18 protein-coding genes are annotated in these 23,005 nt (G+C 71.7%); 9 read left to right on the forward strand and 9 right to left on the reverse strand.

Annotated features, from left to right (window positions below; all coding sequences use genetic code 11):
• Nucleotides 1-16 precede the first annotated feature (16 nt).
• From ACIQMV_RS05255 to ACIQMV_RS05270, 4 genes are all read right to left on the reverse strand, one after another.
• Entirely contained in the window at nt 17-1,309 is a 1,293-nt protein-coding gene (locus ACIQMV_RS05255; RefSeq protein ID WP_216372777.1) for a triacylglycerol lipase, read from the reverse strand.
• A 262-nt stretch (nt 1,310-1,571) separates the two neighbouring features.
• Nucleotides 1,572-2,999 carry an amino acid permease gene (locus ACIQMV_RS05260; protein WP_402591272.1) on the reverse strand — a complete coding sequence of 476 codons (1,428 nt, stop codon included), beginning with the start codon at nt 2,997-2,999 and terminating at the stop codon, nt 1,572-1,574.
• Between the two features lie 104 nt (nt 3,000-3,103).
• Nucleotides 3,104-4,249: a M20 family metallopeptidase gene (locus ACIQMV_RS05265; RefSeq protein ID WP_402591274.1), complete on the reverse strand. Its 1,146-nt coding sequence runs from the start codon at nt 4,247-4,249 to the stop codon at nt 3,104-3,106.
• Nucleotides 4,250-4,342: 93 nt separating this feature from the next.
• A complete protein-coding gene (locus ACIQMV_RS05270; RefSeq protein WP_402591276.1) occupies nt 4,343-5,269 on the reverse strand; it encodes a LysR family transcriptional regulator in 927 nt (308 codons plus the stop codon).
• A 143-nt stretch (nt 5,270-5,412) separates the two neighbouring features.
• On the opposite strand from ACIQMV_RS05270, the gene ACIQMV_RS05275 reads away from it, so the two are divergent.
• The 5 genes from ACIQMV_RS05275 to ACIQMV_RS05295 all read left to right on the forward strand — a co-directional run bounded on the left by ACIQMV_RS05275 (nt 5,413) and on the right by ACIQMV_RS05295 (nt 11,227).
• Complete coding sequence (locus tag ACIQMV_RS05275) at nt 5,413-6,012, forward strand: flavin reductase family protein (protein ID WP_216372776.1); 600 nt, start codon at nt 5,413-5,415, stop codon at nt 6,010-6,012.
• A complete protein-coding gene (locus ACIQMV_RS05280; protein WP_402591278.1) occupies nt 6,009-7,466 on the forward strand; it encodes a 4-hydroxyphenylacetate 3-hydroxylase family protein in 1,458 nt (485 codons plus the stop codon). Before ACIQMV_RS05275 ends, ACIQMV_RS05280 begins: the two co-directional genes overlap by 4 nt.
• Before the next feature lie 33 nt (nt 7,467-7,499).
• A complete protein-coding gene (locus ACIQMV_RS05285; RefSeq protein ID WP_402591280.1) occupies nt 7,500-8,177 on the forward strand; it encodes a DUF1028 domain-containing protein in 678 nt (225 codons plus the stop codon).
• Nucleotides 8,174-9,337, forward strand: coding sequence for a M20 family metallopeptidase (locus ACIQMV_RS05290; protein ID WP_402591282.1), 1,164 nt, complete (start codon nt 8,174-8,176; stop codon nt 9,335-9,337). The genes ACIQMV_RS05285 and ACIQMV_RS05290 overlap by 4 nt, the downstream gene beginning before the upstream one ends.
• 468 nt (nt 9,338-9,805) lie before the next feature.
• On the forward strand, nt 9,806-11,227 hold the full coding sequence (locus ACIQMV_RS05295; protein WP_402591284.1) for an aspartate ammonia-lyase: 1,422 nt from the start codon (nt 9,806-9,808) through the stop codon (nt 11,225-11,227).
• Nucleotides 11,228-11,296: 69 nt separating this feature from the next.
• Here ACIQMV_RS05295 and ACIQMV_RS05300 read toward each other — a convergent pair whose 3' ends face one another.
• From ACIQMV_RS05300 to ACIQMV_RS05310, 3 genes are all read right to left on the reverse strand, one after another.
• Nucleotides 11,297-12,640 carry an MFS transporter gene (locus ACIQMV_RS05300; RefSeq protein ID WP_402591286.1) on the reverse strand — a complete coding sequence of 448 codons (1,344 nt, stop codon included), beginning with the start codon at nt 12,638-12,640 and terminating at the stop codon, nt 11,297-11,299.
• Between the two features lie 96 nt (nt 12,641-12,736).
• Nucleotides 12,737-14,389 carry an amidohydrolase gene (locus tag ACIQMV_RS05305; protein WP_401773296.1) on the reverse strand — a complete coding sequence of 551 codons (1,653 nt, stop codon included), beginning with the start codon at nt 14,387-14,389 and terminating at the stop codon, nt 12,737-12,739.
• Between the two features lie 182 nt (nt 14,390-14,571).
• Entirely contained in the window at nt 14,572-15,516 is a 945-nt protein-coding gene (locus ACIQMV_RS05310) for an Lrp/AsnC family transcriptional regulator (protein WP_402591289.1), read from the reverse strand.
• A 208-nt stretch (nt 15,517-15,724) separates the two neighbouring features.
• Here ACIQMV_RS05310 and ACIQMV_RS05315 point away from each other — a divergent pair, with 208 nt between their 5' ends.
• Both ACIQMV_RS05315 and ACIQMV_RS05320 read left to right on the forward strand, forming a co-directional pair.
• Nucleotides 15,725-16,696 (forward strand): C-terminal binding protein, encoded by a 972-nt coding sequence (locus tag ACIQMV_RS05315; RefSeq protein WP_402591291.1) that lies wholly within the window; start codon nt 15,725-15,727, stop codon nt 16,694-16,696.
• A 21-nt stretch (nt 16,697-16,717) separates the two neighbouring features.
• Complete coding sequence (locus tag ACIQMV_RS05320; protein WP_402591293.1) at nt 16,718-17,521, forward strand: class II aldolase/adducin family protein; 804 nt, start codon at nt 16,718-16,720, stop codon at nt 17,519-17,521.
• 43 nt (nt 17,522-17,564) lie between these two features.
• On the opposite strand, the gene ACIQMV_RS05325 is transcribed toward ACIQMV_RS05320, so the two are convergent.
• Nucleotides 17,565-19,079, reverse strand: coding sequence for a PucR family transcriptional regulator (locus ACIQMV_RS05325; RefSeq protein WP_402591295.1), 1,515 nt, complete (start codon nt 19,077-19,079; stop codon nt 17,565-17,567).
• A gap of 134 nt (nt 19,080-19,213) precedes the next feature.
• Here ACIQMV_RS05325 and ACIQMV_RS05330 point away from each other — a divergent pair, with 134 nt between their 5' ends.
• Both ACIQMV_RS05330 and ACIQMV_RS05335 read left to right on the forward strand, forming a co-directional pair.
• Nucleotides 19,214-20,704, forward strand: a complete 1,491-nt coding sequence (locus ACIQMV_RS05330) for a purine-cytosine permease family protein (protein ID WP_402591297.1) — start codon at nt 19,214-19,216, stop codon at nt 20,702-20,704.
• Complete coding sequence (locus ACIQMV_RS05335; protein ID WP_141358797.1) at nt 20,685-21,560, forward strand: polysaccharide deacetylase; 876 nt, start codon at nt 20,685-20,687, stop codon at nt 21,558-21,560. The genes ACIQMV_RS05330 and ACIQMV_RS05335 overlap by 20 nt, the downstream gene beginning before the upstream one ends.
• Nucleotides 21,561-22,179: 619 nt before the next feature.
• On the opposite strand, the gene ACIQMV_RS05340 is transcribed toward ACIQMV_RS05335, so the two are convergent.
• Complete coding sequence (locus tag ACIQMV_RS05340; RefSeq protein ID WP_402591299.1) at nt 22,180-23,001, reverse strand: IclR family transcriptional regulator; 822 nt, start codon at nt 22,999-23,001, stop codon at nt 22,180-22,182.
• Nucleotides 23,002-23,005: the final 4 nt, after the last annotated feature.

Here is a 23,005-nt window from a genome sequence, read left to right on the forward strand (position 1 = left end):
CTGGTCCTTTGGTCCTTTACGAGAGCCACGTGGCGATCTGGGCGGCGGCCGAGCTGTTCCAGCCCAGCTCCAGGTGGTTGGCGCCGGCGACGGTGGCGGTGCCGCCGACCGTGGGGATGCCGGTGGTGTCGAGCGCGCTGGCGATGAAGACGACACCGTCGCTCGGCCCGCGGTTCTCGTTGAAGATGCCGACGACGCTGGGGGATCCGCCGGCCAGCAGGTAGGTGGTGACGGAGGCGGGTACGCCGGCGTCGTGCAGCGGCTTGATCAGCGAACCGGCGTCGATGGCGGCCTGGATGCCGCTGCCCGCGGTGTAGAAGCCCTGGCCGCCGTAGTACGTCGTGTACCAGTCCTGCGCGGCGCCGTCGACTCCGTACTTGCCGTCCCAGCGGGCCAGCATCTGCCGCTGGCCCGGGTAGTTGTCGTAGCCGCCGGACGGCGTCATCGAGAACTCGGGGTGCGCGGTGTACAGGCCGTAGCAGGTCATCCGCGAGTGCGGGGAGGGCGCGTTGACCTTGCCGCCGCACTCGGGCCAGATGGAGAAGTCGTGCGCCCAGCCGTGCGCGTACGGGTAGTCGTAGCCGCCGTTCGGACCGCCGACGGTGATCAGCCTGCGCACGTCGCCGGCGTACGCCCGCCCCCAGCTCGGCTTCAGCGACGACACGTACGCGCGGGTCGACATCTCGCCCTTGCTCCAGCCGACGAGGTCGACCTTGGCGACGCCGAGCTTCGCCTTGATGACGGCGATGGCGTCGCCGACGATCTGCGCCTGCATCAGGTTGTCGCCCTGCTTGTGCGCGAAGCCGACGGCGAAGACGCGGTGGCCGCGCGCGGACAGGTACTGCATCAGACCGGTGGACGGGCAGGACAGGGCGCCGCAGCCGTAGCCGCCCGCCTCGCCCGGGTTGGCCCAGGCGCGGTCCGCGGTGTCGTTGGCGCCGTGCACGAGCAGGACCGGTGTGGTGCGGCTGCCGGTGTCCCAGCCGGGGGCCGAGTAGAGCAGGAAGCGGCCGGAGCTCGGGCGGGAGACCCCGCCGAAGTACGTGACGCGCTTTCCGTCCTGGTCACCGCGGCCGTCGGCCGGGTAGCCCTCGGTGCGGAATCCGGGGGTGGTGTCGGCGTAGCGCTCCACGCGCTCCCAGCCGTTGGTGACGGTGCCGGCTCCGTAGCTCGCCTCCAGGCTGAGGTAGGACGGCGGCGGTTCGGCGGCCGACGCGGTGCCGGCGCCGGCCACCGGTCCGGCCACCACGGCCATCAGCAGGGCGAGCACCATCCGCCACCGGCCCGTACGGCTTCGTCTGTACCGCATGTCCCCGCCCTTTCGTCCGCGCTTCCACGGCTCCGTCCCACCGCGGCGGCTCACCTTAGGCGCGGCACACGGAGGGAGGGCATGTGTGCGGAACCCACAAGGAAGGCAGCCTGTATGGGGCGGCAGCCCGCATCCCACCTCGTCCAGTCGGCCGGGAAGGACCGGGCGGACAAGGTGGGACGCGGGCCGGGCGATGCGCGGGGCCCGGCCGGGTCGGGCCACCGGCCGGGCACCGCGGCCTCAGGTGCCGGGGACCGCGGCCTCAGACAGCCTGCGCCGCCCGCCGCTGGGCACGGACCCGGTACCCGTAGGCGGCCAGCACCACGGCCAGGCTGAGGAAGCTCAATCCCACCTGCGGCCGTGTCTCCGGCATGACGACCATGACGGCGAGCACTCCGGCCATCCACGCGATGGTCACGTAGGACAGGTACGGGAAGAGCCACATCTTCAGCCTGATCGGCTCGCCGCCCTCGCGCTCGATCCGGCTGCGCTGCCGGATCTGCGCCGCCACCAGCACGATGTAGTAGATGAGCTGGATGGCGCCGGAGGAGTTGATGAGGAAGATGAAGATCTGTTCGGGGAAGAAGTAGTTGGCGACCACGGCGAGGTAGCCCATCGACGTCCCGGCGAGGATCGCCCGGACCGGCACGCCGCGGGAGTTGACCTTGGCGAGGAACTTCGGTGCCTCCCCCTGCTCGGCCAGGGTGAGCAGCATGCGCGAGGTGATGTACAAGCAGGAGTTGAGCGAGCTGAGCACCGCGGTCAGCACGACCACCTGCATCATGACCGAGGTGTAGGGAACGCCCACGGTGTCCAGGGCGACCGCGAACGGGCTCTTGATGATCTTGCCGGAGAACGAGAAGTTCCACGGCACGATGCACACGATCAGCAGCACCGACAGCACATAGAAGGTGAAGACCCGGTACATCACCTGCTTCGTCGCCTTGGCGGCGTACTCGGCGGGCTTCTCGGACTCGGCGGCCGCGATCGTGGCGATCTCCGCGCCGCCCATGGAGAACAGCACCGTCACGCTGCCGATCACCGCGGCCGTGACACCCAGCGGGAAGAAACCGCCCGAGCCGAAGAGGTGGCTCAGGCCCGGACTGGGCCTGCCGGTGCCGCCGAACAGGAAGACCACCGAGACACAGGCGAAGAAGATGATCGCGGCGATCTTCACGGAGGCGAGCCAGAACTCCGACTCGCCGTAGGCCTTCACCGACAGCAGGTTGATGGCGGTCATCACCAGCATCAGGCCGAGACACAGGGCCCAGGTGGGCACCGAGGGCAGATAGCCGCCCAGGATGCCGGCCCCGGCGACGGCCTCGATGGCCGCCACGACGACCCAGAAGTACCAGTAGAGCCAGCCGATGGTGAACCCGGCCCAGTTGCCGAGCCCGTGCCGGGCGAAGTTGGCCACCGAGCCCGCGGACGGCCGCAGTACGGCCATCTCGCCGATGGCCCGCATGACGAAGATCATCAGTACGCCGCTGACGGCGTAGCTCAGCACTGCCGCGGGACCGGTCTGGTTGATCACCGCACCGGAGCCGACGAAGAGCCCGGCGCCGATGATGCCGCCGAGCGCGATCATCGTCAGGTGCCGGTTCTTCAGGGATCTCTTGAGTCCGCCGCCGGGGGCTGGGGCCTCTTCGTGGGGAACGGTCGAAACGGGTCGATCACTGGTCGTTGCCACGGTGGACCTCGTTCTTCTTCGGATACGACGAGGGAGAGGGGTAAGCCGGAGCCGTCCTGGGGGGTGCCCCGGTCAGGGGCACCCCGTGTCGCGCGCACCACGGGTCAGGAGCACCACGCGTGGGCGGCGGCCGCGTAGATCTCGACGATCTCGAGGTACTTGCTCGTCTCGACCCATTCGTTCGCCCAGTTGTAAGGGGGCGTGCCCGGGCCGATGTTGACCGAGTCGATACCGGCCTGCTTGAGGGGGACCATGTCGGTCCAGAACTGGATGCCGCGGAACACCGGGTCCCCGCCGGTGGTGCGCACCGCGTCGGCCACGGTGCGGGCGATGGGCGCCCCGGTGTCGATCTCGTACGGCAGGCGCGGGCCGCTGAGCCAGTGGGGGCTGAACTCGACCGTCGCCCTGATCCGGGGGTCGTCGGCGCTCAGCTTGTCGATCATGGCGATGACCTGCTGCCGGACCGCGTAGGGGTCCTGGGACGGCAGCAGCCGCAGGTCCAGCGAGATCGTGCAGCGGTCGGGGACCTGGTTGTGCTTGGTGCCGCCCTGGATGGTGCCGATGTTGAGGATCGGACCGCCGGGAAGCTCCGGGTGGGGCTCGTAGGGCAGGGTGCCCTCCAGCTCGCGCAGGGCGGCCAGGATCGGCTCCATCGTCTCGATCGCGTTGAGTCCCAGGTGCTTGCCCGCCGTGTGGGCCTGCTTGCCGTAGGTCGTGATCTCCAGATAGGCCGCGCCGCGGTGCACCGCGCCGATGGTGTTGTCCGTCGGTTCGCCGCAGACGGCCGCGTCGGCGGTGAAGCCGGCGTCGATCAGGGAACGTGTGCCGACCCCGCCTTCGAAGTGGCAGGACACGCCCTGGAAGACGAGGTCGCCGCGGGGGCGGGTGCCCGATTCCAGGACCCGGCGCATCACCGCGAGCGAAGCCGTGGTGGCGGCCTTCATGTCGGCGATTCCGGAACCGTGGATCCTGCCGTCGGCGACGTAGGGGGCGAACGGGTCGGTGTCCCAGTCCCCGGAGACCTCGTAGGTGTCCAGGTGGCCGTTGAGAATCAGCGAGCTGCCGCCGCCCGTTCCCTTGATCCGGGCCCCGACGCTGGGCCGGCCCGGCATCGACTCCACGAGGCGCACCTCGTCCGCCCCCCACTGCCGGAGCTGGTCGGCGATGAACTCTGCGAGTTCCCGCTCCCGGCCCCAGGTGGAATCGATGGCCAGCGTCTGCAGGAGAAGTTCGAGGTCGCGGTTCGACATGGACTTGCGTCTCCGTCCGGCTGAGTGGTTGAGCTGGAGTGCAGGTCATTCAGCCAGCAAACGCGGAGTTAGAACAAACAGAATTATTTGAAATCAACCATCGAAGGAATCGATGGTTCCGCCCAGCGTCTCGGCGCATTGCTCGGCGAACGCGACGGCGCGGCGGCTGGGCGCGAGATCGGCGAGGCGCACGATGCCGACGTTCAGTCCGGGCGGTCGCGGGGCCAGCGGCCTGGTGACGATCTCCAGACCGTCGTAGCTGATCGGGATGCCCGGGCGCTGGGTCAGCACCGAGTAGCCGAGGCCGTGGGCGACCAGCGAGCGGACCATCTCGAAGTTGGTCGCCCGGTAGCGCACGTCCGGCGTCAGGCCCTCGTCCTTGAACAGGGACAGGAAGTAGGTGGCGCCCGGCGGGAGGTCGAACAGGATCATCGGTTCGGTGGCCAGGTCCGCCACGCCGACCTCGTCCCGGGCCGCCAGGGGGTGGCGGGCCGGCAGCAGGACGTAGGGCTCGGCGGCGTACAGCGCCGTCATCCGCAGGTCCTTCGCCAGCTTGAACTCGTCCGCCTCGTACATCAGGGCGATGTCGCAGCTGACACCGCGCAGTTGGCCCACGAGGTACTGGTCCGAGCCCTCGATGAAGCGCAGGTCCACGTCCGGGTACTTCGCGACGAAGTCGGCGATGACGCGGGGCAGCAGCACCGCCGCCAGCGTGCTGTAGCAGCCCACGACCAGGCTGCCCGACAGCGACGAGGTCACCGAGCGTGCCGAGTCGCGCAGTTCGTCCACGCCGGACAGCAGCCGCCGCGCGTCCGCCAGGGCCTGCCGTCCCGGGGCGGTCAGCTTCAGTCCGCGGGCGTGCCGGAGGAACAGCTGCACGCCGAGGTTCTCCTCCAGCTCGGCCAGCGAGGTGGAGACCGCCGACTGGGTCAGGTGCACCTTCGCGGCGGCTGCGGTGACGCTGCCCGTCTCGGCGGCGGCGACGAAGTACTCGAGCTGTCGAAAACTGATCTCGTGCATGGCCGGGCGGTCCTCTCTGCCGCCCGAAACGTATAAGTGAAATCGAAGGCTGTCCACAAAAAGTTCTGTTGGTCCTATGGCAGAGCCCGCTCACATACTTCTCGGCAAGTCAGCACGGCACTTTCCCCGAAGGAGGCGAAGTCGTGCCAAGCCCCGAGACAGATGTGCAGACGGCCACGATCACGTCGGTCCCGGTGGCCCGTTTCCGGGCCGCCATGGGTGCCGCGGCCACCGGTGTCACCGTGGTCGCCACGGACGGCCCGTCGGGCCGGTTCGCGCAGACGGTGAGCGCGATGTGTTCGGTGTCCGAGGACCCCCCGAGTCTCCTGGTCTGCGTCAACCAGCGAAGCCCCATGAACGAGGCGATCCAGGCCCACGGGTCGTTCGCGGTCAGCGTCCTGGGCCGGCAGCACGACCACGTCGCGGACACGTTCGCCGGCCGCCCCTGGCCGGGCAAGGAGAAGTGGGACTTCACCTGCGGCGAGTGGGCGCGAACGGTGTCGGGCGCGCCGCGGATCGCGGACGCCGTCGCGTCCTTCGACTGCGAGCTGCACACCGTACTCACCGTCGGCACCCACCACGTCTACGTCGGTGTGATCCGCGACGTCACCGTCTCCGGCGGTACTCCGCTCGTCTACAGCGGCCGGCGGTACGCGCAGCCCGAGACCTTCCCGCCGTCGACGTTCCCGGACTTCCCCGGCTCCGGTCCGGTCCACCACCAGCAGCGAAGGACGACACGATGATCCGTACAGGCGACGAGTACCGCGAGTCCATCAGGGACGGCCGGCAGGTCTGGGTGGACGGGGAGAAGGTCGACGACGTCACCCGGCACCCGATGTTCAAGCCGATCGTCGACGTCCGGGCCCGGATCCACGATCTGGCGCACGAAGAGGCGACCCAGGCCCGGATGACCTACCAGGACGCCGGCAGCGGCGAGCTCAACGCGGTCGCGAACAAGCTGCCCCGCACCCGGCAGGACTGGCACGACAAGCGGGCCGCGGTCGAACTGGTGCAGCGGGCCGCGGGCGGGGTCGCCACCCGTGTCGGCGACGAGACCATCGGCGAGATGTGGTCCCTCTACGACGGCCAGGACGTGCTCAACGAGGTCGACCCGCGCTTCTCCGAGAACATCCGGCGGCACATCGCCCGGGCCGTCACCGCGGACCCGTTCCACGTCTCGGCCAACACCGACCCCAAGGGCGACCGGTCCAAGGCACCCAAGGACCAGGACCCGGACATGCTGCTGCACGTCGTGCGGGAGACCGACAACGGGATCGTGGTCCGCGGCGCCAAGTACGAGACCGCCGCGGCCTACGCCAACCAGGCCTTCACCAAGCCGACGATCGCCAACTGGGGCAACGACGCGATGTCCGACTACGCGGTCGGGTTCATGCTGGACATGGGCGCGCCGGGCCTCAAGTTCGTCTGCCGCAACGGTTTCGCCGGCCGCGCCCCGGCGAGCGACTACCCGCTGGCGAACCGGGTCGACGAGGTCGAGTCGCTGGTGATCTTCGACGACGTCGAGATCCCGTGGGAGGACGTGCTGTTCTACCAGCACACCCGCGCCGCCTCCTTCATCCGCGCCACGCTGCACCGCTACAGCGCCTTCCCGTTCGTGCAGCGCACCCTGCACCTGGCGGACCTGATGATCGGCGCCGCCCTGTGGAACGTGAAGCAGACCGGTCTCGAGAAGCAGCCCGCCGTGCAGGAGAAGCTGGCCCAGCTGGCCTGCTACCGGGAGAGTGTCAACGCGCACCTGACGGCCGCCATCGCGATGGCCGAGCCGAGCCCGGGCGGCCTGCTGATGCCGAACCAGTCGCTGCTCTACACCGGCCGCGTGGTCGCGCTGTCCCAGCTCCCGGTCATGATGCACACCGCCCGCGAGCTGTGCGGCGGCCAGATCTGCATCACCCCGGACGCGGCGACGTTCGCGGACCCCGAAGTCGCCCCGTGGCTGGAGAAGTACTACACGGTCAACGAGAACTGGGTGGCCGAGGACCGGCGCCGGCTGCTGGCCTTCGCCCGTGACCTGCTCAACAGCGACTACGCCGGGCACCGGTTGACGTTCCAGCTGTTCGCCCAGTCCCCGCCGTTCGCCCAACTCGGCGCGGTGTACCGCAACTTCGACTTCAACGGCCCGCTGGACCTGGTCAAGGCGGCGGCCGAGCTGTCCGACAAGGTCGACGCGTCGCGCTGACCGCGCCGCGCGCCCGCACAGTGAGGATCATCCATGACGTTTTCCCTGGTCGCCCGTGACGAGACCACCGGCGCGTTCGGCGTCGTCGTCACCTCTTCGAGCCCCGCGGTCGCCGCGCGGTGCGCTCACGTACGCGCCGGCGTCGGAGCCGCCGCGTCGCAGAACGTCACCAACCCGGCGCTCGGGCCGCGTCTGCTGAGGCTGCTGGCGGAGGGCGTGGACCCGAAGCACGCGGTCGCGGCCGCCGTCGCCTCGGACGAGTACAGCGGCTACCGGCAGTTGGCGGTGGTGGACGCGAAGGAGCGGACCGCCGCCTTCTCCGGCGCGGGCACGCTGGGCACCCACCGGGCCGTCGAAGGCAGCGGTGTGGTCGCGGCCGGCAACCTGCTCTCGGACCCCGGTGTGGTGGACGCCATGCTGGCCGCCTACGAGCGGGCCGCGGGCGCCGAGTTCGAGGAGCGGCTGCTGGCCGGCCTGCTCGCCGGCCGGGACGCCGGAGGGGAGGAGGGGCCGGAGCACTCGGCGGGCCTCGTCGTCGTGCACGAGGCGAGCTGGCCGGTCACCGACCTGCGGGTGGACTGGGCGGACGACGACCCGATGGGCGAGCTGGAGCAGCTGTGGCGGCGGTGGGCGAAGGAGAAGCGGGACTACCTGTCGCGTGCGCTGCACCCCGCCGAGGCACCGAGCTACGGCGTGCCGGGTGACCTGTGAGCACTCTCAAGGACCGGGCGGCAGCGCGGCTGCCCGGTCTGTCGGAGCGGGTTCTGCGCCTGTCCCACCGCCTGCACGCCCATCCCGAGGTCGCCTGGGAGGAGCACCGTGCGGCGCGGTGGGTCGCCGAGGAGCTGAACGGTCTCGGCTACACCGTCGAGCCGGAGTTCTGCGGACTGCCGACCGCGTTCCGGGCCCGGATCGGCGGCGGTCCGCTCAACGTCGCGATCTGCGCCGAGTACGACGCGCTGCCCGGCCTCGGACATGCCTGCGGGCACAACGTCATCGCCGCCGCGGCGGTGGGTGCCGCCGGGGTGCTGGCCGATCTCGCGGACGACGCCGGGCTGACCGTCACCGTGCTCGGTACCCCGGCCGAGGAGGGCGGCGGCGGGAAGATCCTGATGCTCGACCGGGGCGGGTTCGACGGCGTGCACGCGGCCATGATGATCCACCCCGGCCCGCTCGACGTCGCCCGGGCGCAGCCGTTCGCCGTGGCGCACCACAGGATCCGCTACCACGGGCGGGCTTCCCACGCGGCGGCCTACCCCGAGTACGGGCGCAACGCCGCGGACGCGTTCACCGTCGCCCAGACGGCGATCGGGCTGCTGCGCCAGCATCTCGGTCCGGGAACACGGGTGCACGGCATCGTCACCCGCGGCGGGGAGGCCCCGAACGCGATTCCCGAGCTGACCGAGGGCCGCTGGTACGTCCGCGCGGAGAACCTGGCCGACCTCGCGGAACTCGAGACCCGGGTGAACCGGTGCTTCGAGGCCGGTGCCCTCGCGACGGACTGCCGGCTGGAGGTCGAGCCGGAGAGCCCGCCGTACGCCGACTTCGTCACCGACGAGGACCTGCTCGCGCTCTATGTCGGCAACGCCACCGCGCTGGGCCGTGACTTCCCCGAGCCGAGCGCGGCGTCCCGGATGAACCGGGCGTCCACGGACATGGGCAACGTCTCGCACCGGGTGCCGGCCATCCATCCGTACCTGGGCATCGACTCGCTTCCGGCGGTCAACCACCAGAAGGAGTTCGCCGCGCACTGCGCCGGCCCGGCCGCCGACCGGGCGGTCCTCGACGGCGCCCTCGCCATGGCCTGGACCTGCCTCGACCTGGCCGCCCACGACGATCTGCGCGGTCGGCTGCTCAAGGGCGGGACCTGATGGCCCGCGCAGTCCGCGAGCGCGCGCGAACCCGGTCCGCACTCGCCGAGGACGTCCGCCCTCCGCTGCGGGCGTGGGTGCCGGGCGGCCGGCGGGCTGTGTCGTCGACCGGGCGGCCGAGCGGCGCCGGCGAAGGGCTCGCGGCGGCGGCCGGCAGTCGTCGTGGGCGCGGGCCGGGATCGGGGTTTTTGGCGGCGGTCGGCTCGGAGCCGGAGATCGTCGCGGGTGCCGGCCGGGCCGGGGGTCCCCGGCGGCCGGCCGGGTGCCGTTGGGCGTCGTGGGCGCGGGCTCGGAACGGGGGTGCCCGGTGGCGGCCGGCCGTCCGTCGCCGGGCGTCGCGTACGCGGGCCGGGTCGTGACGGGCCCGGTGTCCTCCGGGCCGCTGTTCTTGTTCGTCGCCCGCGGGGCCTCCGCAGGTGGGGGTCGTGGGCGAGTCATGGAAGTCATCAAGCAGAAAGGCGGGGCGGCATGACGACCTCGTTTCGCACCGAGCGGGACCTGATCGGTCGCCTCGACGTGCCCGACGGCGTGCGCTGGGGCATCCACACCGCCCGCGCCCTGGAGAACTTCCCGGTGTCGGGCACGCCGATCTCGTCGTACCCGCACCTGGTGAGCGCGCTCGCCACGGTCAAGCAGGCGGCCGCGCTCGCCAACCGAGATCTCGGCCTCCTCGACGAATCCCGCGCGCGGGCCGTCGTCGAGGCCTGCGAGCAGATCCGGAAGGGAGAACTGCACGAGGAGTTCGTGGTCGACGTCGTGCAGGGCGGGGCCGGCACCTCGACCAACATGAACGCCAACGAGGTGATCGCCAACCGGGCCCTGGAGATCCTGGGCCGCCCCCGGGGCGACTACGCGCATCTCGACCCGCACGGACACGTCAACCTCGGGCAGAGCACCAACGACGCCTATCCCACGGCGCTGCGGGTGGGGCTCTGCGAGGCGGCCGACGACCTGCTCGCCGCGCTGGCGCTGCTGGAGGACGCGTTCCGGGCCAAGGCGGCGGAGTTCGCCGGCTTCCTCAAGATGGGCCGGACCCAGTTGCAGGACGCGGTGCCGATGACCCTGGGGCAGGAGTTCGGCGCGTTCGCCGTCATGCTGGCCGAGGACCAGCAGCGCCTGCGCGAGGCCCGGCAACTGCTGTTGGAGGTCAACCTGGGCGGCACGGCGATCGGAACCGGTTTGAACGTCCCCGCGGAGTACGCCCGGCTGGCCACCCGGCACCTGGCGGCGCTCACCGGCCGGCCGTTCGTCTCCGCCGCGGACCTGGTGGAGGCCACGCAGGACGTGGGAGCGCTGGTGCATTTCTCGGGGGTGCTCAAACGCACGGCGGTGAAGCTGTCCAAGGTGGCCGGCGATCTGCGGTTGCTGTCCTCGGGCCCGCGGGCCGGCCTGGCCGAGATCCGGCTGCCCGCGGTGCAGGCGGGATCCAGCATCATGCCGGGCAAGGTGAACCCGGTGATCGCGGAGATGGTGAACCAGGTCGCGTTCTGCGTGGTGGGCAACGACGTCACGGTGTCGATGGCCGCCGAGGCAGGACAGCTCCAGCTGAACGCCTTCGAACCGGTCGTCGCCCGCTGCCTGTTCCAGGGGCTGACCGAACTGACCGCCGCCTGCCGCCTGTTGGCGACCAGATGCGTGCACGGCATCACCGCCGACCGGGACCGGCTGCGGGCGGGTGTCGAGCGCTCGATCGGGCTGGTGACCGCGCTGGTGCCGCACCTGGGGTATCACCGGGCGACCGAGGTGGCCCAGGCGGCGCTGCGCAACGGAACCAGCGTGGTCGAGGAGATCCGCGCCCAGCACCTGCTCGACGACACGACGCTGGTCACCCTGCTCGGCGACCCCGAACGGCTCGTGGGCCCGCGGCGCGAGCGGCGGGCCGACGGCTGAACCCGCACGGCGGGGAGGGCGGACTCGAAACAGAACCCGAGAGGCGCCCGTCCTCCCCGCCGTGAGTCGTCAGGAGACCGCCGGCACCGGATCCGCCTCCGCGGTGGCCGGCCGGGCGGCCTCCCGCCGCACGCGGGCGACGTGCAGACGCCCCGTGCACCAGATGCCGATCGCCGAGATCACCATCAGCAGCACGGCCGGGGGCCAGTAGTGGCCGCCCGCCAGCGCGGCCAGGGACACACAGGCCACCGGCGCGAAGCCGCCGAAGATCAGGTTGCAGACCTGGTACGACAGGGAGATCCCGGTGTAGCGGACATGCGGTTCGAAACCTTCGGCGAGGATCGCGGCGATCGGTCCGTACAGGGCCGACATCACGAACCGCATCGCGAGCATCATCAGGTAGATCAGTGCGACGCTGCCCGTGCCCATCGCCATGAACTGCGGCGCCGCCAGGACGACGACTCCGGCGAGTCCGGCGATGACGACCTTGTGCGCGCCGACGCGGTCGCCGAGCCAGGCCAGGCCCGGGGTCACCAGCAGTTCGAGGAAGGCCGCCAGCGTCAGGCCGTTGAGCAGCATCGACTCGGACAGGTGCAGGTGTCCGGTGCCGTAGGACAGCAGGTAGCTGGTCACCACGTAGTAGCCGCCGGTGGCCGTGGCCAGGGCGAAGACGCCCACCAGTACGGTGCGCCAGGCCTTCTGGAGCACCTCCGCCACCGGCAGCTTGGCCTCGGTCCCGCGCTCCTCGCGCACCTCGGACATCACCGGGGAGTCCTCGAGCTTGACGCGGATGACGAGTCCGATGGCGACGAGGACGGCGGAGGCGAGGAACGGCACGCGCCAGCCCCAGCTGAGGAACGCGTCGTGGCCGAAGAGGTTCATCAGGCTGAAGGCGCCGGTGGAGAGCAGGGCGCCGACGGACGAACCGAGCTGGGCGAACGAGCCGAAGAAGGTCCTCCTGCCCTTCGGGGCGTTCTCCACCGCGATCAGCACCGCGCCGCCCCACTCGCCGCCGATCGCGATGCCCTGGACCAGGCGCAGGACGATGAGCAGGACCGGAGCCAGGGCGCCGACCTGGGCGTAGGTCGGGAGCAGGCCGATGGCGAAGGACGCGATGCCCATCATCAGCAGGGTGATGACGAGGGTCTTCTTGCGTCCCACCCGGTCGCCTATGTGCCCGAACACGATGCCGCCGAGCGGTCGCAGCAGGAAGCCGACGGCGAACGTGCCGAAGGCGGACAGGGTCTTGAGCAGCGAGGGCATGTCCGCGGGGAAGAACACGTCGTTGAAGACGATGGCCGCGGCGGTGGCGAAGGCGTAGAAGTCGTACCACTCGATCGAGGTGCCGGCCAGGGCGGCCAGCGCGGCTCTGCGCGCGTTTCTCGGATCGGGCTGGTGGGTGCGGTCCGGCATGCGGGACCTCCGGCTGAGGGTGGGGACGGGGGAGCGGGAGAGCGGCGCGGCGGTGCGCGCCGCTCCCGGGGGAAGGGGACGGAGCGGGGGCGGAACTCAGCGGCCGGGTGCCGCCCAGGCGCGGGTGCCGCCGATCCAGGTCTCGCGCACGCCGATGCCGGTGAGTTCGTCGGCCGCGGTGTGCAGGGGATCGGCGTCGAGGACGACGAAGTCGGCGAGCATGCCCGGCGCCAGCGCGCCCACCGCGTGCTCGCGGTGCAGGGCGCGGGCGGCCGCGGCGGTGTGCGCGTGCAGGCCGTCGGCGACCGGCAGCCGCAGTGCCTCGTCGCCCAGGACGGTGCCCAGGACCGTGCGCCGTGTGGCGGCCGCGGAGACCGCCTCCAGCGGGGCGGGCGGGGCGACCGGCGCGTCGGAGCTGAACACGACCGGAACACCGGCCGTGAGGCAGCGGCCCGCGGGGTTGTAGCGGTGGCCGAGCTCGCCGACGGCGGTCAGCGTGCCGTCACCGGTCCGCAGGTGGTGCTGCGGCTGCATCACCGGGACGACCCCCAGCGCGCCCATGCGGTCGATCTGCTCGTCGGTGGGCAGTCCGCAGTGCTCGATACGGTGCCGCATGTCCGGCCGGGGCCGGTCCGCCTGCGCCTTCTCGACCGCGTCGAGGACCATGCCGATGGCGTACGGGGACTGGGCGTGCGTCGCGGTCTGCAACCCCGCCCGGTGGGCCCGCGCGACGATCTCCGCGTACTCCTCGACCGAGTGGTACAGCTGCCCGTGGTGGCAGCAGTCGGCGGCGTAGCCCTCGGGGAAGTAGGCGGTCCAGCCGCCCAGCGTGCCGTCCGCGTAGAACTTCACGCCCTGCACACGGAACAGGTCGCCGCCGAAGCCGTGGACGACGCCGAGTTCGAGCGCGGTGTCCAGCAGCGCGGAGGTGAGGTACGCCGACACACGCATGCGCAGTGAGCCGGACTCCTGCGCCCGCAGATAGGTCTCCATCTCGCGGCGCGAGGCCTGCGCGTCACCGACCGTGGTGACACCGGCGGCCAGGAAGACCTCCTGGGCGCGCGCCAGATGGTCGGCCATGATGGCGTCCGGCTCGGTGAGGTGGAAGTTCGGGCCGTGGTTGCCGATCTTCACCCCGCCCGGTCCGGTGAGCAGGTCGCACGCGGCGTCCCACAGCTGTCCGTCGGGCTCGCCCGAGGCGAAACGGCCGATGCTGCCCCCCTCGGGGTCCGGGGTGCCGGCCGTGATGCCGCAGGTCCGCAGCGTGTGGGAGTTGACGACGCCGCCGTGACCGGAGGCGTTCATCACGTAGACCTCGCGGTCGTCGGCGACGCGGTCGAGGTCGTGGCGGGTGGGGTGGCGGCGTTCGGCGAGGCGGCGGTGCTCGTAGCCGAAGCCGCGCACCGGGACTCCGGCGGGCAGGTCGCGGGCGGCGTCGCGCAGCACGTCGACCAGGGTGTCGATGTCCGGTACGCGCTCGGGCCGGCAGTCGACCCAGGCCAGGGCCTGGCCGTACATCACCGGGTGGCAGTGCGCGTCGACGAAACCTGGGTGGACCAGACCGCCGTCGAGCTCCAGCTCGCGGTCCACGCGGCCGAGCGCGGCGCGGGCGTCGTCGGCGGTGCCGACGTGCACGATCCGGTCGCCGCGCACGGCCAGGGCTTCCGCGCGGGTCGTGGTGCCGGCGGAGGCGATCGCGGCGCCGGTCACCAGCAGGGTGCGGTCGGGGTCGTCGAGAGGGTGGTGCATGGGGCCTGCTTTCGACCAGGGGACGCCGAAGGTACGCGGAGGCGACGCGACGGCTGATTCGTTCGCCTGGACGATAGATAACGAACGACAGATTGGCTAGAGGTGCTTCAGAGAAAAATTTCGGAAGGTGTCGGGGGTGTGTGCTTACGGATCGTCCGTCAGAGGGGGTGATTGCCGGCGGTTCATGCTCCGGCGTCCGGTGTCGAGGTTCGTGCTCCGGCGTCCGGTGCCGGTCCCGGGGCTCCCGGGTCGTAGCGCTCCTTCACCAGTTCCATGTGCAGCCAGCTCTCCACGCCGCTCACCTGCTCGCACGCCCGCATCCGCTCCAGAGTGGCCAGGAGCGCGGGCAGCGACTCGGCCGTGATGGTGCCGACCAGATCGGCCCGCCCGATGCAGGCGGACAGGAACGACACGCGGTCCCAGGAGGCGAGCCGCTCGGCCACCGGATCCGCGGGACCGTCCAGGCGCACCGCGAAGCCGCAGAGGTGGCCCATGCCCAGCAGTTCGGGCCGCACCAGGGCGAGCACCTTCGCGACGCCGCCGTCGAGCAGCCGCAGCGTGCGGGACCGGGTGGCGCCCGCCGACAGCCCCACCCGGTCGGCGAGTTCGGCGAACGGCAGCCGGCCGTCGCGCTCCAGCTCGTCCAGGATCCGCCGGTCCAGCTCGTCGAGCTCGGCGGCGGCCGGAGGGTCGGGGAGCAGGTAGGGGTCCTTCAGCTGGCGGGTGGTGAGCAGCGGATCGACCGTCCGCACGCCCGGCAGGGTGCGCACCCGCTCGATCGCCCGGTCCAGCTCGGCGAACCCCTCGGTGCGCAGCTCGGTCATGATGGCCCGCTGTCCCGCCGTGAGGGTGACGAACGGTGCCTGGGGCATCGCGGCGATGGCGCGCGCCACCGGTCCGGCCGCGCCGTAGGTGTCGATCGACAGGTGTGCCGAGGCGGTCAGCCCGCGCACGGCGGGGTGCACGATGGCCACCACGCGCACCGCGCCGGAGTCCAGCATCCGCTGGACCCGGGCCCGGGTGGCGGGCCGTGACAGGCCCACGCGCCGGGCCAGCGTCTCGTAGGTGAGGCGACCGTCCGTCTGCAGTTCGCGCACGACGGCGAGGTCGGTGTGGTCCAGATCCACCTGGGCTGTTCCCCTTCGGTTCCTTCGGTGTGTCGGCCCGTGGTGCGGCGGCGCCCGGGTCCGGTGTCATTCTCGGGCATCGCCCGCCGGGCCCACCGGCGGGTGATGCGCATCACTGCACAGTCGAGTCAATCACCAATGGACATCAGATCAGTCGAAACGTAGGTTGAGGGCGTTCCAAACGGTCGAATCAGTTGAGGAGGTCGCCGTGGGGCAACCCGTGGTCGTCTACACGGACCTGGGCGAGCTGGACCCGGAGCCGGGCGTCCGGCTCCTCACCGACGCGGGTTTCGCCGTGCGGATCGCCGGCAGCCGCGACCCCGGGGCCATCGCGGCCGCGGCTCATGACGCGGTGGCGCTGATCGTCGGCTACGCGTGCGTGGACGAGGCACTCCTCGACCGCCTGCCGAGGCTGCGCGTCCTCGCCACCATGTCGGCCGGGTACGACATGATCGACGCCGCCGCGGCCCGCCGGCGCGGCCTGTGGGTGACCAACCTGCCCGGCACCGCCACCGAGGACGTCGCCGTCCACGCCCTCGCCTCGGCCCTCTCCCTCGTACGCCGGCTGCCGCAGGCCGACGCCGTGGTGCGCGGCGGAGGCTGGGCCACCGACTTCGCCAGGGCCGAACTGCCGCGCCGAGCAGGCGGGTTGACGCTGGGCCTGGTCGGGATGGGCCGTATCGCCCGGGAACTCGTCCGGATCGCGGCTCCCGTCTTCGGCCGCCTCGCCGCGTACGACCCGCAGGCCGACCCCTCCGGATGGCCGGCCGGTGTCGACCGGCTCGAACTGGACGAACTGGTGGGCGCGGCGGACGTGCTGTCCCTGCACGTCCCGCTCACCGACCGGACCCGGGGCATGGTCGACGACGGGCTGCTCGCCCGCATGCGGCCGGGCGGACTGCTGGTGAACGTCTCCCGCGGCGAACTCGTCGACCCCGAGGCCCTGCTCCGGGCGCTCGACAGCGGCCGGCTCACCGGAGCCGCCCTCGACGTCCTGCCCGTGGAGCCCCCGCCCGCCGGCGACCCGCTGTGCGGCCACCCGCGCATCCAGCTGTCCCCGCACAGCGCCTTCCTGTCCGACGCCTCGCACCGCGCGTACGTGTGCGAGCCCGCCGAGAACGTCATCGCCTGGCAGCGCACCGGCCGCCCCCTCACGCCCGTCGTCGACCCCGAGGCCTGAACCGTCCCGAAGGAGCCCTCCATGACCGACCTGCTGAGCACACCCGCCACCCGGAGCCCGGCCGCGCCGGCCCTCGATCCGGCAGCAGAGGAGCTGCGGCTGCGCCGCGAACTGGCCGCCGTCTACCGGCTCGTCGCGCACTTCCGCATGACCGACCTGATCTTCACGCACATCTCGATGCGGCTGCCGGGCCCGGACCACCACTTCCTGATCAACCCCTACGGCCTGCTGTTCGAGGAGATCACCGCCTCGAACCTGGTGAAGATCGATCTGTCCGGCAACCCGGTCGAGCCGACCCCGTACCCGGTCAACCCGGCCGGTTTCGTCATCCACAGCGCGATCCACGCCGCACGCGAGGACGCGCGGTGCGTGCTGCACACCCACACCAAGGCGGGCTGCGCCGTCGCCGCCCAGCGCGACGGGCTGCTGCCGGTCAACCAGATGTCGATGGAGTTCCACAACCGGGTCGGCTACCACGACTACGAGGGCGTCGCCCTCAACCTCGACGAACAGCGACGCCTCGTCGCCGACATCGGCGGCCACCCCGCCCTGATCCTCCGCAACCACGGGCTGCTGACGGTCGGCGAGAGCGCGGCCCAGGCGTTCCTGCGCATGTACTACCTGGAGAAGGCCTGCGAGATCCAGGTGACCGCGCAGGCGGGCGGTGGCCCCCTCGTCGTCCCGCCGGCCGAGGTCTGCGAGTACACCGCCCAGCAGCTCGCGGGCGAGGCGACCTCGGACTTCGAGGACGTCGACGCCTACGCACTCGCCTGGGCGGCGCTGCTGCGCCTGCTCGACCGGACCTGCCCCGACTACAAGGACTGACCAGCACCCGGCCGGCCCCGGCCTGCTCCGGTGGGGGCCGCGGTCAGACGAGCCGGCGGTGGACGCGCAGCGCCAGGTGCAGGGCCAGCGCCCGGGGCGTTCCCGTCGGATCGCCGCCCAGGAGGTCGAACGCGCGCTGCAACCGCGCGTAGAGGGACTGGCGTTGCAGATGCAGTTCCGCCGCCGCGCGGGTCTTGTTGAAGCCGGTCTCGAAATACGTCTCCAGGGTGGTGAGCAGGAGGTCGCGTTCCTCGTGCCGCAGGGTGAGCAGGAGCCCGAGCTGTTCCCGTACGAGCCGCTCCGCCGGGATGCGCAGCTCGTCGTCGAGCAGCAGCCGCTCCGCACTCAGCTCGGTGGCGTCGACCACCCCGGCCCGGAACGCGCGCGTGGGGCGGCGCACGCACTCCAGCGCCGCGCCCAGCGAGACGGCCGCGTCCTCCAGGGCCGGCATCAGCGGGCCGATCGCGATCGCCGTCCGGTCGGACGAGCGCCACTCGGTGAGATCGGCGACGAGCCGGGCCCGCAGGCCGGCGGCGCCGTCACGGTCCCGCAGTGACAGGAGTGTGTGCACGGCGAGCGGGGACGGCACGTCGACCGCGGTCCGGCCGTAGCGGGACAGCAGATCGTCCAAGCGGCGCAGTTCGGCCGACGGCCCGGTGGCGCGGGCGGCCACCCCGATGACCGGCGCGTCGGCGCTGAAACCGATCGACACGCCCAGCCGGCGGATCCGCTGCGGATGGGCGCCGTCCGCGGCGGCCAGCCGGACGAGTTCACTCGCGGCGAACTCCCGCGGGCCCGGCGGCCGGAACCGCAGCAGTGCCAGCTTCAGTGCCTCCACCGTCCGGTCCTGGGCCAGTTCCAGCGTCTCGACGTCCGCGTCGGCGTCCGGGTAGAGCACGAGGGTGGCCGCGGGAACCCCGCGGATCGTCAGCCGCGTCCCCATGCCGCCGAACGGGGTCGGCTCCTCCCGCGCGGGCCCGCTCCCCTGGTCCTTCTCGGGGCCGCTGACGGTGATGAGCCGGTCGTTCGCGTCGAAGACGGCGGCCGCCGTCGAGGTGTGCCGCACGAGCGCGTCCAGCACCTCCTGCACGCCGGCGCCCTCGGCGAGCAGTTCGGACTGCTCCTGGGAGAGCGCGTCCACCGAGCGCAGCCGCGCCACGGAGTCGTTGATCAGGGCGCCGTTGATCACTTCGGCGACCTCCACGAACGGGACCACCCGCCGCAGCTCGACGACGGGGAAGTCCCGCGCGGCCGCCTCCTCGACGAGCGACGCCGGAACCTCCCGGAGTTCGCCGCCGGTCTCGATCGCGACGCCCGCGACTCCCCGGACGGCCAGGCTCCGGACGTACGCGCGCTGCTCGTCCTCGCTCGCGCGGGCCAGCATGGTGCCGCCGGTCAGCAGCAGCTCACCGCCGCGCAGCAGCGGCGCCACCTCCAGGACCTCGCTGGAGTGGAGCCAGCGCACGGTCCGCTCCAGACCCCGCGATCCGGCCAGGACCCGTGGCTCGGCCGGTGCGAGGCTCGGATGGGCGAGGACCCGCGACAGCGACATCAGCATGACGATTTGTTTAGCACGGCGGAACAACTGTATGACAGATCGTTTCTTGTTCCGTGTGACCGGGACCACCAGGATTGCGGGGCAAGCGGCCCGCCCAGCGTGCGAACAGGCCGCCTCAACCTGGGGGTCAACCCATGTCTGCTTCTTCCGCACCCTCGTCCCCGCCACCGTCCACCGTCCCCGAGGTCGAGGCCGCGTTGCAGCCCGTCCCGGAGTCGGCCCGGACCAACAGCGTGTCCGGCCAGTTCTGGATCTGGTGCGGCGCCAACATCGCCCCGATCAACTGGGTCCTGGGCGCGCTCGGCATCCAGCTCGGTCTGGGCCTGTCCGACACGCTCGTCGTGCTGATCGTCGGCAACCTCATCGGCATGGCCTTCTTCGGCGTCTTCGTCCTCATGGGCCAGCGCACCGGTGTGACCGGCATGGTCCTGGGGCGCGCCGCCTTCGGGCGTCGCGGCAACTATCTGCCCGCCGCCATCCAGGCGTTCCTGGCGATCGGCTGGTGCTCGGTCAACACCTGGATCATCCTCGACCTCGTCATGGCCCTGCTGGGCAAGATCGGCCTGGTCGATCCGCACGGCGCCAACCACGTGTGGAAGATCGCCGTCGCGGCCGTGATCATGGCGGTCCAGGTGTGCATCTCGTGGATCGGCTACCGCGCGATCTCCGCCTTCGAACGCTGGACGGTGCCGCCCACCATCGTGGTCCTGGTGGCCATGTCGGTGGTGGCCTGGTTCTTCCTGCACATCGACTGGTCGTACGCGGGTCCGCCCGGACACGTGCTCACCGGCGGCGCGCGCCTGGCCGCCATGACCGGGGTGATGACCGCGATCGGCATCGGCTGGGGCATCACCTGGTTCACCTACGCGGCGGACTACTCGCGTTTCGTCAGCACGAGCATGCCCCGGAGCCGGCTCTATCTGGCAAGCACCCTCGGGCAGTTCATCCCCGTGGTGTGGCTGGGGGTGCTCGGCGCCACCCTCGCCACCAAGAACGGCTCCGTCGACCCGGGCCGCCTCATCGTCGACAACTTCGGGGCGCTCGCCATCCCCGTGCTGCTGCTCGTCCTGCACGGACCCGTGGCGACCAACATCCTGAACATCTACACCTTCACCGTCGCCACCCAGGCCCTGGACATCCGGGTGCCGCGGCGCACGCTGAGCAGCGTGGTCGGCGTGCTCTCCATGGCCGCCGTGGTCTTCTTCATCTACCAGTCGGACTTCGCCTCCGTCCTCGACACCTGGCTGGTCGGCCTGGTGGCCTGGGTGTCCACGTGGGGCGGCATCATGCTCGTCCACTACTACCGGGTCGAGCGCGGCTCGATCCGGGTCGAGCGGCTCTTCGACCCCGTGGGCACGAGGCGGCTTCCCAACGTCAACTGGGCCGGTTACACCGCGTTCTTCGCCGGCGTCCTCGCCACCTGGCTGTTCATGTACGGGGTGATCCCGTTCTTCCAGGGGCCCGTCGCCGTCGCCCTCGGCGGCGTGGACCTGTCGTGGCTGGCCGGCGGCGTCACCAGCGCGACGGTCTACGCGGTGCTCGGACCGCGTGCCGCCCGCCGGGCCCAGGCCGCCGCTCTCCCCTCCGTCCCGGAAAGGACCGACGATGAACTTCCCCTGGCCTGACGGCCGCCGCGCCGCCGCCGCGTTCACCTTCGACGTCGACGCCGAGTCGTGCGTCCTCGCGCACGACCCCTCGGCCTCGTCGCGGATGTCGCTGATGACCCACCAGGCCTACGGCCCGCGGGCCGGCGTGCCCAGGCTGCTGCGGCTGCTGCGGCGGCAGGACGTGAAGGCCACGTTCTTCGTCCCCGGATTCACCGCCGACACCTATCCCGACATGGTGCGGAGCATCGTCGACGAGGGACACGAGGTGGCGCACCACGGCTACCTCCACGAGCCGATGCAGGGCATCGACGCGGCGCGCGAGGCCGAGTACCTCGACCGCGGCCTGGAGGCGCTGGACCGGCTCGGCATCCGCCCGGCCGGCTACCGGGCCCCGTGGTGGGAGATGAACTGGCACACGCCGGACCTGCTCATCGAGCGCGGCTTCCAGTACGACTCCAGTCTGCTCGACGGCGACACCCCGTACCGGCTGCACGGCACCGGCACGACGGGCGACCTGGTCGAGATCCCGGTCGACTGGGGCCTGGACGACTGGGAGCAGTACGCCTTCTACCCCGGCTGGACGGGCAGCGGGGTGATCGAGAGTCCGCGCAAGGTGCACGAGATGTGGCTGCTGGAGGCACAGGCGCACCACGCCGAGAGCGGCTGCTTCGTCCTGACCAACCACCCGTTCATCTCCGGCCGCCCCTCCAGGGCGGCGGCCCTGGAACGGCTGATCGAGGACGTGCGCGCCCTGGACGGCATGTGGATCACGACGCTGGAGGAGATCGCGGCCCACACGGCCGGGACCGTCAAGGAGATCCGGCACATCGAGCGCATCGAAGCACCCGGCTCACTCACCACGAGCCACGGCTGACACTGGCCGGGTAGCACAGACCCGGTTGCACCGGCCGGGCAGCGCCCGACGAACGCGCCGAACTCCCGCGGAACCGCTTGGGCGGACCGCCGGGAGTGCGGCGCGTTCGGTCTTCGGCGGCTGGGAGTCCGGGGTTGTGGCCGCCGGGTCGCCGTGGCGCCGTCCGGCCGGCGGTGGGTACTGCGCGCCGTGGTGTCGGGCCGGGGGCGCGATGTGCCGGGTGCGCCCTTGGAGGGGGTCTGGGTCCCTGACCTTTCAGCCGGGCTGTCCTGAAGACCGGGTCGGGGCGGGGTGGTGGCTGGCGGCTCCGGCGTCCCGCGGAACCGCCTGGGCGGACCGCCGGGAGTGCGGTGTGTTCGGCCTTTGGCCGTCGGGTGTACGGGGTTGCGGCTGCCGGGCTGCCGGGCTGCCGTGGTGTCGGGCTGCTGGGGTGCCGGGCTGCCGTGGTGTCGGGCTGCTGGGGTGCCGGGCTGCCGTGGTGTCGGGCTGCTGGGCTGCTGGGCTGCTGGGCTGTCGGGCATGTGTCCGGTGCGTCACGGGAAGGGTTCGCCCCGGGCCTCTCCGGCGTGGTGCGGGTGGGGCATGGACGGGCGGGGCGCGTTCCGCGCGGTCGTCCCCGTCACCGTGGCCGGTCCGGGTCGTGGCCGCCGAGTCGGCGGGTCACCTGGCCGGCGGCGGCGCGTACCGCCTCGCCGAGAACCGGCAGCAGGTCGGGGGAGACGCGGAAGCGGGGCGCCGAGGTGAGAACGGCCGCGGCCACCTCGCCACGGTGGTCGAAGACCGGTGCGGCCACGCCGGCCTCCTGCAACGAGGTCTCCCCGAAGTTCGTGGCGTAGCCCTGCCCGTGCATCGCGTCGAGCTGGGACAGATACGCCTGGAGCACCGTCTCGTCGAGCCCGGGCAGGACCAGCGTGCCGCTGGTGAGCAGGGCGCGGACGGTGCTGCCGGGCAGCTGGGCCAGGAACACCCGCACCGACGAACTGGCGGCGGTGTCGTACCGGGTGCCCAGCGCGGTGGTGTGCTTGACCTCGTGAGGGCTGGGGACCTGCTCGACGCACACGGCCTCGGTGCCGTTCCACAGCATCAGCGCCGAGGTCTCACCGGTGCGCCGGGTCAGTTCCCGCAGCACCGGGTGGGCGACGCGGCGCACGTCGAGGTCCGCGAGCAGGGGCCCGGCCATGGCGATGACGCCCAGGCCGAGCCGGAAACGCCGGGAGCCGGCGGCCCGTTCGACCAGGCCGGCCTGCTCCAGGGTGGCGAGGATGCGGGAGACGGTGCTCTTGTGCAGACCGACCCGGGCGGCGATGTCGGTGACCCCGAGCAGGGGCTCCCGCGCGCTGAAGCAGAGCAGGACGGAGATCCCGTTGCGCAGGACGGAGGTCCCCCGGTTCTCCGCCGTTCCGGTGTCCACGCCGCTCGGGTCCGTCCGCCTGTCCGCCATGGGC

It is taken from the genome of Streptomyces sp. NPDC091412 (assembly GCF_044756885.1).
Lineage (GTDB): Bacteria > Actinomycetota > Actinomycetes > Streptomycetales > Streptomycetaceae > Streptomyces.

Bases quoted from the DNA above. Each gene is read 5' to 3' on its own strand.
- ACIQMV_RS05295 (WP_402591284.1), top strand. From the start codon at position 9,806: ATGACGACCTCGTTTCGCACCGAGCGGGACCTGATCGGTCGCCTCGAC.
- ACIQMV_RS05265 (WP_402591274.1), bottom strand. From the start codon at position 4,249: ATGTCGAACCGCGACCTCGAACTTCTCCTGCAGACGCTGGCCATCGAT.
- ACIQMV_RS05320 (WP_402591293.1), top strand. From the start codon at position 16,718: ATGACCGACCTGCTGAGCACACCCGCCACCCGGAGCCCGGCCGCGCCG.
- ACIQMV_RS05255 (WP_216372777.1), bottom strand. From the start codon at position 1,309: ATGCGGTACAGACGAAGCCGTACGGGCCGGTGGCGGATGGTGCTCGCC.
- ACIQMV_RS05330 (WP_402591297.1), top strand. From the start codon at position 19,214: ATGTCTGCTTCTTCCGCACCCTCGTCCCCGCCACCGTCCACCGTCCCC.
- ACIQMV_RS05340 (WP_402591299.1), bottom strand. From the start codon at position 23,001: ATGGCGGACAGGCGGACGGACCCGAGCGGCGTGGACACCGGAACGGCG.
- ACIQMV_RS05300 (WP_402591286.1), bottom strand. From the start codon at position 12,640: ATGCCGGACCGCACCCACCAGCCCGATCCGAGAAACGCGCGCAGAGCC.
- ACIQMV_RS05285 (WP_402591280.1), top strand. From the start codon at position 7,500: ATGACGTTTTCCCTGGTCGCCCGTGACGAGACCACCGGCGCGTTCGGC.
- ACIQMV_RS05270 (WP_402591276.1), bottom strand. From the start codon at position 5,269: ATGCACGAGATCAGTTTTCGACAGCTCGAGTACTTCGTCGCCGCCGCC.
- ACIQMV_RS05325 (WP_402591295.1), bottom strand. From the start codon at position 19,079: ATGCTGATGTCGCTGTCGCGGGTCCTCGCCCATCCGAGCCTCGCACCG.
- ACIQMV_RS05305 (WP_401773296.1), bottom strand. From the start codon at position 14,389: ATGCACCACCCTCTCGACGACCCCGACCGCACCCTGCTGGTGACCGGC.
- ACIQMV_RS05335 (WP_141358797.1), top strand. From the start codon at position 20,685: ATGAACTTCCCCTGGCCTGACGGCCGCCGCGCCGCCGCCGCGTTCACC.
- ACIQMV_RS05280 (WP_402591278.1), top strand. From the start codon at position 6,009: ATGATCCGTACAGGCGACGAGTACCGCGAGTCCATCAGGGACGGCCGG.